The 557-nt window shown below is 67.9% G+C and carries 1 protein-coding gene; it reads left to right on the forward strand.

Features of this window, described 5'->3' with window-relative positions:
* On the forward strand, nucleotides 1–557 hold a 557-nt coding region (locus QK293_RS27480; protein ID WP_282383516.1), incomplete at both ends, for a hemagglutinin repeat-containing protein.

Raw genomic sequence — 557 nt, forward strand, 5'->3', positions numbered from 1 at the left:
AACGTCGGCACCCTGCGCGGCACCCACGACCTGTCCGCCGACGTCAAAGGCAGCCTCTATCAGGGCGGTCTGGTCGAAGCCAACGAACGCCTGAGCCTCATGGCCACGGACAGCATTCGCAACGCCCTGGCCGGCGAAATTCGCGGCAACCAGGTCAGCCTCGCCACCCTCAAGGGCGACATCGTCAACGACCGCACCGCCATCGCCGTGGGTGCAGGCTCCGGCATGCGCACCCTGGTCGACGACGGCGGCAGCATCAGCGCCCGCGACACGCTGACGATCAAATCCGCCCGCGACCTGACCAACTCATCGGCCATCCGCAGCGGCGGCGACGCCAGCCTGAGCGCCACCCGCGACCTCAACCTGCTGGCCACGCGCAACGAAAGCGAAATCCACGAACTGGCAGACGGCGGCCATCGTTCCACCATCACCACCACCGTGGAAAACCTCGCCTCGAGCGTCACCAGCGGCGGCAACCTGACCCTCAACGCCGGCCGCGACATCAACGTCATCGCCAGCACCGCCAAGGCCGAAGGCAACCTCACCGCCGACGCCGG

The organism is Pseudomonas sp. AL03, assembly GCF_029960815.1.
In the GTDB taxonomy this organism is placed as follows: Bacteria; Pseudomonadota; Gammaproteobacteria; order Pseudomonadales; family Pseudomonadaceae; genus Aquipseudomonas.